Raw genomic sequence first — 1970 nt, forward strand, 5'->3', positions numbered from 1 at the left:
GACAGGGGCCGTGCCCTGCATTATTTCCCGCGCACAGGCTACGGCTGGCCGCAAAGTGCGGGCTGCGTGGAAATGCCGGATAAAGCGGCGCATCAAATTTTTAGTACTATCCACTATGGTTCTGTCGTTACGGTGAGCAAACGGTTGCGGCAGGCTGAGCAAGTTCCTGGTTCTACTCATATAAAATAGTGCACAAAGATGATTGACCTGAGATTATGTGGGCAATCGGAGAAATGCTATCACCTAAAAGAATCCATTCAAAAGATAGGTCGTATCTATGTACCGTTTTTAGAAGTTGAGGGCCAGATTGTCAAACAGCACTGGTGATTATCTGGTTTTCGGCAGAAAGCGCCCGCATTACTCACATTTGAAAATATCAGGATTTTCCAAATACACAAAATTATTCATTAAGCTAATAATTTTTTCATGATATTTGATGTGAAAAAATGATGCTGGTAGATGGCAAAATAATGACGCTGATTAACACCGATGACGGCCATTATCGCCATTTTGGCCCTCATGCCGCTGGCCTTGGGGATGGGCGCCGGGGCACAAATGCAGGCGCCTTTGGCCATCGCCATTATTTCCGGATTGCTGGCTGAAATTCCCCTGGTACTGCTGGTGATGCCTGGAATTTACGCGTGGCTGGAAAGGCTTTCTAAAAAGGGATCAGTGCGCGTTATACACTGATCCGGATTTTTTCCTCTCAGGATTTGCGGAGCGGGCAGGTCCTGATGCTGAAGAGCGAGTAGGCTGGACACCAACCGATCAAGCCGGTGATCAAGGGTACCAGCCCCAACCATCCCCAGGGGGTTTGTGGTCCGACAAAAACCAGTGCAATGACAATAATTCCGACGATAATCCGAATCAACCGGTCGGCCATTCCTTCGTTAAACAGCGTAGAAACAGACATTTTGGACTCCTTGTTAAGTCAGCAGAGGTTTTCATCGTAGGCAACTCGCAGGGAGTTGTCTGTAACTTTCTCACCGGGACGAAACAAATTCCGAGTTGGCTAATTGTTGCAATCCCTGCATCTGGATAATTTCAATTTGGCCTGACCCTCGCCGGATCCATCCCCGCAATGCAAATTCTTTGAGGGCACGGCTGATGACTTCCCGGGCCGACCCCAGCTCGGTAGCCAATGTCTGATGGGTAATCTGGATAATCTGGGCATGTTTTCCCAGGTCCAGAAGTTTTCTGGCGAGGCGAATATCCAGGCGGGTGAAGACGACTTCTTCGACCAGGGTGAGTAAATCGGTCAAGCGATTTCCGTAGGCATTGAATACGAATTCCCGAAAAAGGCCGGATTGGCCAATGAGTTGATCAAAAACCGATTTGGGCAGGCTGATCGCCTTCACGGCTGTTTCGGTAATACCCATGGCGGGATAGGGGCGATGACTGAACAGGCAAGCGGTCGTGAGAATGCAGGATTCTCCGGGGCCAATGCGGTACAGGACGATTTCGCGCCCGCCTGCAGAAATCTGTTGCACCCGGATCTGGCCTTCCAGCACCAACAAATATTGGTTGCAGGGGGTACCGGCGTGAAAAATGATTTGACCCGAACCCCATTGCACTGGACGAGCCTTGTTGAATAACGCCTTTTCATTGTCTGGCGCTGCAGTGAGTGAAGTAAAATGGCTGATCCAGTCGTTCAGGATAATGCCCGTCCGTGTGAAAGGGAGTCATGATGCTACTACAGTAGATATTTTCTTTGAAATGTTTCGGGTGGCGCCTTTATAGCCTCCTGAAAAATGTTCCTTGCTGGCTGGATTCAGTGCTTGTGTAAATGATGCATGTCCGACACGTGAGGGTGGCTGTGAGTGAGGGGCTCGTGATGATGCGGATGCGCATGGCGGGTTCCTGGAGCAACCGGAAAGGCATGGGCGTGTTGGTGATGGACGTCATGGATATGCATGTGGGCATGATCCATGGCCTCATGGGAATGGACATGATCGTGGCGTTCATCCAGA

General features: G+C 50.1%; 3 protein-coding genes and 1 pseudogene. 2 read left to right on the forward strand and 2 right to left on the reverse strand.

Annotated elements, in window-relative coordinates:
- Positions 1-189: pseudogene (locus tag BLW97_RS19840) on the forward strand (L,D-transpeptidase); the annotation flags it as partial.
- Between the two features lie 300 nt (positions 190-489).
- On the forward strand, positions 490-690 hold the full coding sequence (locus BLW97_RS16800; RefSeq protein WP_242947861.1) for an efflux RND transporter permease subunit: 201 nt from the start codon (positions 490-492) through the stop codon (positions 688-690).
- Between the two features lie 16 nt (positions 691-706).
- Here BLW97_RS16800 and BLW97_RS16805 read toward each other — a convergent pair whose 3' ends face one another.
- Together BLW97_RS16805 and BLW97_RS16810 are read right to left on the reverse strand one after the other, a co-directional pair.
- Positions 707-913, reverse strand: coding sequence for a YgaP family membrane protein (locus BLW97_RS16805; RefSeq protein ID WP_075324007.1), 207 nt, complete (start codon positions 911-913; stop codon positions 707-709).
- A gap of 70 nt (positions 914-983) precedes the next feature.
- The gene (locus BLW97_RS16810; RefSeq protein ID WP_242947862.1) at positions 984-1574 is read right to left on the reverse strand and encodes a Crp/Fnr family transcriptional regulator; all 591 of its coding nucleotides are present in this window, start codon (positions 1572-1574) and stop codon (positions 984-986) included.
- Positions 1575-1970: the final 396 nt, after the last annotated feature.

Origin of the sequence: Acidithiobacillus albertensis, assembly GCF_001931655.1 — a bacterium.
Taxonomy (GTDB): Bacteria; Pseudomonadota; Gammaproteobacteria; order Acidithiobacillales; family Acidithiobacillaceae; genus Acidithiobacillus; species Acidithiobacillus thiooxidans.